Here is a 6,565-nt window from a genome sequence, read left to right as displayed (position 1 = left end):
CCCGAAGGACCGGGCGGCCATTCCTTCCGAGCCATCAACGGCAACCAGCCATCAGCCACACCCGGTCCTCCCGGACCGCCTCACATTCTTAGGGAGTCGGCCATGACCGAGGCCCCCGCCGTACACGGCACCCTTTTCATCGGCGGACGGTGGGAGACCCCCGCCGGAACCGACACCATCGAGGTCGTCTCGCCGCACGACGGCACCGTGATCGGCCGCGTCCCGCACGCCTCGCCGCAGGACGTGGACCGGGCGGTGGCCGCCGCCCGGGAGGCGTTCGACCACGGGCCGTGGCCGCGGCTGCCGCTGGAGGAGCGCCTCGCGGTGCTGGAGCGGATCCAGGCGCTGATGCTGGCGCGCAAGGACGAGTTCGCCCGGGTGATCAGCGCGCAGAACGGCTCCCCGGTCTCGTTCAGCGCGACCAACCAGGCCGCGGCGGCGGCCGTCCAGTACGGGCTGGTGGCGGCGGCCGCCCGGGAGTTCCCGTTCGAGGAGCGGCGCGAGGGCCTGCGGCAGCCGCTGCTGGTGCTGCGCGAGCCGGTCGGCGTGGTGGCCGCGGTGGTGCCGTGGAACGTCCCGCAGTTCGTCACCGCCGCCAAGCTCGCCCCGGCGCTGGCCGCGGGCTGCACGGTGGTGCTGAAGCCGAGCCCGGAGACGCCGCTGGACGCCTACCTGCTGGCCGAGGTGTGCGCGGAGGCCGGGCTGCCGGAGGGCGTGCTGAGCGTGCTGCCCGCCGACCGGGAGACCAGCGCCCACCTGGTGGCGCACCCGGACGTCGACAAGGTCTCGTTCACCGGTTCGGTGGCCGCCGGGCGCCAGGTGATGGCCTCCGCCGCGCAGCACCTGGCCCGGGTAACGCTGGAGCTGGGCGGCAAGTCGGCGGGCATCGTGCTGCCGGACGCCGACCTGCCGACCACCGTCGCGGCCCTGGCCGCCGGATCGCTGCTGAACAACGGGCAGGCCTGCGTCGCGCTGACCCGGATCCTGCTGCCCGCCTCCCGGTACGAGGAGTTCGCGGCCGCGCTGACCGCGGTGTTCGGCGGGCTGCGGGTCGGCGACCCGCAGGACCCGCAGACCCAGGTCGGCCCGCTGGTGTCCAAGCGCCAGCAGCAGCGCAACCTGGACTACATCCGGATCGGCCGGGAGGAGGGCGCGGAGCTGCTGGTCGGCGGCGGCGTCCCGGCCGGGCTGGAGGCGGGCGCCTACGTGCAGCCCACCCTGTTCGGCGAGGTCACCAACGAGATGCGGATCGCCCGCGAGGAGATCTTCGGCCCGGTGGTCTGCCTGATCCGCTACGAGGACGAGGACGAGGCGGTGCGGATCGCCAACGACTCCGACTTCGGCCTCTCCGGCGCGGTGTTCACCGCCCGCACCGAGGAGGGCGTCGCGCACGGCGTCGAGGTGGCCCGCCGGATCCGCACCGGCACGTACACCGTGAACGGCTTCACCATCGACCTGCGCGGCCCGTTCGGCGGCTACAAGAACTCCGGCGTGGGCCGGGAGTTCGGCGCCGAGGGCCTGGGCGAGTACCTGGAGCACAAGACCGTCGCCCTGCCCGCCTCCGTCTGATCCTTCGTCGATTCCTGGGAGTACCAACCATGCTGGCTGCAATGATCACCGCTCCGGGCGCCACCGAGCTCGAGGTCCGCGACGACGTCGAGGCGATCGGCTTCGGCCCCGGCACCGTGCGGGTCGCCATCCGGGCGACCAGCCTGTGCCACTCCGACCTGTCGGGCATGAACGGCACCATCCCCTCGCCGATGCCGCTGGTGCTGGGCCACGAGGGCGCGGGCGAGGTGCTGGAGGTCGGCGAGGGTGTCACCCACGTCCGCCCCGGCGACCGGGTCATCGTCAACTGGCGTCCGTCCTGCGGCGAGTGCGCCTGGTGCGTGCGCGGGCAGGGCCAGCTGTGCCAGAGCGGCAACGCCGCGATGATGACGCCCGCGTTCCGCTCCGGCGGGCAGGACTTCTTCCGCTTCATGGGCGCGGGCACCTTCGCCCAGGAGGTCGTGCTGAACGCCGCCTTCGCCAGCCCCGTCCCGGACGGCGTCTCCTACGACGCGGCCGCCCTGATCGGCTGCGGCGTCACCACCGGTGTCGGCGCGGTGTTCAACACCGCGGACGTGCGGCCGGGCGAGACCGTCGCGGTGATCGGCTGCGGCGGCGTCGGCATCAGCGCGATCCTCGGCGCCAAGGCCGCCGGGGCCTCGCACGTCGTCGCGGTCGACCCGGTCGCGGCCCGCCGCGACTGGGCGCTGTCCTTCGGCGCGACGGCCGCCGTCGCCCCCGAGGCGCTGACCGACGCGGTCGCCGAGGCCACCGGCGGACTCGGCTTCGACCACGTCGTCGAGGCGGTCGGCCGCCCCGCGACCTTCCGTTCCGCGTACGACGCCACCCGGCGCGGCGGCAACGTGGTGCTGGTCGGCGTCGGCGGCGCCAAGGACGAGTTCCCGGTCAGCATGCTGGAGCTGTCGACCGCCGAGAAGCGGGTGCTGCCCTCGTTCTACGGCGGCGACACCGTCACCCGCACCTACGCCCGGATCGCCGAGCTGGTCCGCACCGGGCGGCTCGACCTGGAGCGGCTGATCACCCACCGGCTGCCGCTGACCGGGATCAACGAGGCGCTCGGCCTGATGCGCAGCGGCGAGGCGCTGCGGATCGCGCTGACCGTCTGACCCGCCGACGCCCGTGCCCCCGGCGCCTCCTGAGCGGGCGCCGGGGGCACGGGTGCCCTCGTCCGGTCAGCCCTGCGGGCGCGAACCCGCCAGGTCCGACAGGCCCGCGCGGTCGAGGGCCGGGCGGAACTGGTCGTAGAACTCCGCCTTGATCCGGTAGGCCCGCTCCTCCAGCTCCGCGAAGACGGCGGTGGAGCGCTCGTCGACCAGCAGGGCGGCCACCCGGGCGGCCAGCGCGTCGGCGTGGGTGCCGGGCTCCGCCGCGAGCCCGGCCAGCGGGGCGGTCTTGGCGTCGTGGAGCAGGTGCGGGTGGTAGAAGACCGAGCGGTTCTCCCCCTCGACGGTCAGCCGCCGCGCCATCCGCTCCCACAGGCGGGTGTACTCGACGGAGACCAGCACCTCGCCCCAGAACCGCAGCACCGTCAGGATCCGCAGGTCGCTGTCCGGTCGGCCGCCCGCGTCCGCGACCAGCGCGAAGGTCTCGTTGACCGCGTGCAGGGTGGCGGCGGTGGGCCGGGAGGCCGCGATGCGCTCGTTGCCGATGCCGAGCCTGCGCAGGTCCTCGGTCATGTCCTCGCGGTGCGAGGGGACCCCTCCCGACCGGCCCGGGTACTCTTCGCGGAGGATCACCCGGGCGATGCGCCGCCCCTGCTCGTCCTGGAGCAGGTCGATCGCCAGGTCGTAGACCGGGGTGAAGGCGAGGGAGAGGAAGCGGCGCTGGAGCAGGAGTTCGGCGAAGTCGGCCTCGGCGAGCCCGGCGACCTGCGCCAGGACGGGGTGCCGGCGGAAGCGCTCGACGAGCGCGTCCTCGAACTGGTCCACATCGTGCACGGTCGTACCTTCCTGAGGGTTCATCGGTTCTCGTCCCGGCCCGGTGCCCGGGCACCGGTGCCCGGGGCCCGGGCCGGGAGCGGTCAGGCGATCCGGTGCTGCCAGCCGTCCGGGAAGTCCACCGGCTCCGACAGCACCGGGTTGCCCCATATCGCCTCGAACTCGTTGCGGACCTCCCGGCCGATCAGCGTGTCGTCGCCCCGGACCTCGCTCTGGGTGCACATGACTGCTTTCTTGCCGTGAAGGAACGAGCTGACCAGGTAGTGGTCGTCCGCCCGGTACACGGCGACGGAGGGGAGGGTGTCGTACATCCGCACCTGCAGCCGGGCCCGGGCGGGCCCGTCCAGGTCCAGCCAGAGCGAGGAGAGCACCTCCAGGTTGATCCGGACCTCCAGCTTGACCTTGTGCTGCTCGGACTCGCCGAGCGAGCGCTCGCGGAGGCCGACCACCGGCGAGTTCGGCAGCAGCAGCAGGATCCGCACCGGTACGCCCCTGGTCAGCGCCGCCCGGACCGGCTCCCGGAAGTGCTCGGCGAAGTCGGGGATCCAGGTCTGCAGGATCGTCACCTCGGAGCGCGCGGCGCCCACGTACTCCTTGAACAGCTCGGCCGGGAGCACGGGGTGGGCCGTCACCAGCCCGCTCTCCCGGAGGTTGCCCGCCCGGCTCCTGCCCTCGACCAGCGCGGCGACCTTCTCGTCGATGCCGTCGATCCTGCTGACGGCGCGCGACATCACGGCCAGGCACATCGCGACCGCGCCCAGCACGCAGAGCGACGCCTGCCCCGAGTCGAACGTGCCGGGCAGGAGCTGGAAGTTCGTGCACGCGTCGACGATCGGCAGCACGAACGCCAGGAGCCCTGGCACGCCGATCCCGACCTCGACCGCGACCCGCCGCACGGAAGCGATGTTCGCCCCCACGTTTCCTCCCTAGAACCGGCGCCCTGACTGCGCCACCGCGACCCTATCCAGCCACCCGCCCCACCGGGTCGGCCGGAGGACTGAAATCTCCTGAACTCCCGTTTGAGCGACGGTCAGTGACGGTCAGTCGGTTCCGGCTGCGGGCGACGGCGGGGCGGCCGGAGCCCTCCCGACCGGCGCCCGGGTAGGATTTCGGACATGCCCGCACCGACCGATGACGCCCGGCAGCGCCGCGTCCAGCAGCGCGCGCTGGAGACCAGGGAACTGCTGCTGGGGGCGGCGGTGGACGTGCTGTGCGACCACGGGTACGCCGGGTTCTCGACGCTGGCGGTCGGGGAGGCGGCGGGGGTGAGCCGGGGGCGGCTGGTGCACCACTTCCCGACCAAGAACGCGCTGATCGAGGCCGTCACCGACCACCTGGTCCGCTCGTACGCCGAACTGGCCCCGGCCCAGGCCCGGGAGCTGGCCGCGGCCCCGCAGCCGGACCGGGCCGCCCAGGGGCTCGGAACGATCTGGCAGCTGATGAACACCCGCGACTACCAGGCCTTCCTGGAGCTGCTGATCGGCACCCGGCACGACCCGGAACTGCGGCCGGTGGTACGGGGGTTGGAGCGGAGGCTGGAGAGCGAGCTGATGGCCGCGGTGCGGTTCGTCTCCGGTCCGGCCGCCGACTCCCCCGAGTTCGGCGCCTCGCTGCTGACCGCGCTGCAGGCGATGCGCGGGCTGCTGCTGATCTCCTCGGCCGGCGGGCACGACCTCGCCGCCGAGTGGGAGACCGTCCGCGAGCGGCTGCTGCTGCTGTTCCGCCCGGTCGCCTGAACGCACCACCCCCGCTGGTCCATTCGGATGCGAACGGACGCCCGGTCGTCACCCCGCGGCGGGCGGCTGCCGACACCCTGGGCATGACCTCTTCTTCGTACAGCCGCAAGGGCCTGGCCGCACTGGCCGCCGCCGTCTGCGTGGCGGGCGTGACCGGCTTCGCCCCCGCGCGCGCCGCCGACCTCCGGGAGCCCGCGGCCGACGCGCCGTGGGTGGTGTCGCTGGGCGACAGCTTCATCTCCGGCGAGGCGGGCCGCTGGTCCGGCAACAGCAACGAGCCCGAGAACGGCTGGTCCGGCACCGACCGGGCGTACGACCCGGAGACCGACGAGAGCTACCCGGAGGAGGTGTACGGCGCCTCGTACGAGAACGGCTGCAACCGCTCCGACGTCGCCGAGGTGCAGTCCCTCACGCTGGACGTCCGCAAGCTCAACCTGGCCTGCTCCGGGGCGACTTCGACCGCCATCAAGCTGCCGGAGCACGGCGGGGAGCCGTTCAAGGGCGAGCCCTCGCAGGCCTTGCAGTTGCAGAAGGCGGTGACCGGGCAGCCGGTGCGCGCCGTGGTGGTGTCGATCGGCGGCAACGACCTCGGGTTCTCCGACATCATCACCGAGTGCACGAAGCAGTTCGTCAACCCCTTCGGCGGCACCCCCTGCGCGACCGACGCCGAGCAGCAGGTCAAGGAGCGGCTGCCCGGCGTGCGGACGGCCGTGGTCGAGACGCTCGCCGACGTGAGGACCGCCCTGAAGCGGGCCGGGCACCGGGACGGCTCCTACCGGCTGGTCCTGCAGTCCTACCCGTCCCCGCTGCCCGACGCCGCCCGGGTCCGCTACCCCGGGGAGAAGTACGACCGCCTCACCGAGGGCGGCTGCCCGTTCTTCGACGAGGACCTCACCTGGGCGCACGACGACCTCGTCCCGCAGATCAGCGCCACCGTCGCCGAGGCCGCGCACGAGGCCGGGGCCGAGTTCCTCGACCTCTCCCGCGCCTTCGAGGGCCGCGAGGTCTGCGCCAAGGGCACCCGGCAGGCCGACCTCCAGCACCCGCCCTCCGGGGGGACCAGCGAGTGGATGCGCTTCCTGACCACCGGCGCGGTCCAGGGCCAGCTCCAGGAGTCGCTGCACCCCGACCGCTTCGGCCAGCAGGCCCTCGGCACCTGCCTGAGCCTCCACCTGGAGCAGCCCACCGGCGACCACCGCTGCACCAACACCCCCGGCCGCGGACCCGCGGGGATGGAGCTGGCGGCGACGAGCGGCTGAGGCGGGGCGCGGGCCGTCGGAGTGTCGGCCCTGGTGGGAGGCGGTGGGCGGCCGAGGATGGGGC

The 6,565-nt window shown here is 73.6% G+C and carries 6 protein-coding genes; 4 read left to right on the top strand and 2 right to left on the bottom strand.

Annotated elements, in window-relative coordinates; genetic code table 11:
* Positions 1-102: 102 nt before the first annotated feature.
* Positions 103-1,569, top strand: coding sequence for an aldehyde dehydrogenase (locus tag ACFY00_RS25895; protein ID WP_388033950.1), 1,467 nt, complete (start codon positions 103-105; stop codon positions 1,567-1,569).
* A gap of 29 nt (positions 1,570-1,598) precedes the next feature.
* Positions 1,599-2,675 (top strand): zinc-binding dehydrogenase, encoded by a 1,077-nt coding sequence (locus tag ACFY00_RS25890; RefSeq protein ID WP_388033949.1) that lies wholly within the window; start codon positions 1,599-1,601, stop codon positions 2,673-2,675.
* Positions 2,676-2,741: 66 nt separating this feature from the next.
* On the opposite strand, the gene ACFY00_RS25885 is transcribed toward ACFY00_RS25890, so the two are convergent.
* Positions 2,742-3,506 (bottom strand): hypothetical protein, encoded by a 765-nt coding sequence (locus tag ACFY00_RS25885; RefSeq protein ID WP_388033948.1) that lies wholly within the window; start codon positions 3,504-3,506, stop codon positions 2,742-2,744.
* Between the two features lie 83 nt (positions 3,507-3,589).
* Entirely contained in the window at positions 3,590-4,423 is an 834-nt protein-coding gene (locus ACFY00_RS25880) for a hypothetical protein (protein WP_388033947.1), read from the bottom strand.
* Positions 4,424-4,621: 198 nt separating this feature from the next.
* Between ACFY00_RS25880 and ACFY00_RS25875 the strand changes: the two genes are divergently transcribed.
* Both ACFY00_RS25875 and ACFY00_RS25870 read left to right on the top strand, forming a co-directional pair.
* Positions 4,622-5,242 carry a TetR/AcrR family transcriptional regulator gene (locus ACFY00_RS25875; protein ID WP_388033946.1) on the top strand — a complete coding sequence of 207 codons (621 nt, stop codon included), beginning with the start codon at positions 4,622-4,624 and terminating at the stop codon, positions 5,240-5,242.
* A gap of 83 nt (positions 5,243-5,325) precedes the next feature.
* Positions 5,326-6,501 carry a GDSL-type esterase/lipase family protein gene (locus ACFY00_RS25870; RefSeq protein WP_388033945.1) on the top strand — a complete coding sequence of 392 codons (1,176 nt, stop codon included), beginning with the start codon at positions 5,326-5,328 and terminating at the stop codon, positions 6,499-6,501.
* Positions 6,502-6,565: the final 64 nt, after the last annotated feature.

This window comes from Kitasatospora sp. NPDC001540 (assembly GCF_042894345.1).
Classification (GTDB): Bacteria; Actinomycetota; Actinomycetes; order Streptomycetales; family Streptomycetaceae; genus Kitasatospora; species Kitasatospora phosalacinea_C.
The sequence above is the reverse complement of the archived record's forward strand: the minus strand, read 5'-3'. Positions and strand labels throughout refer to the sequence as shown.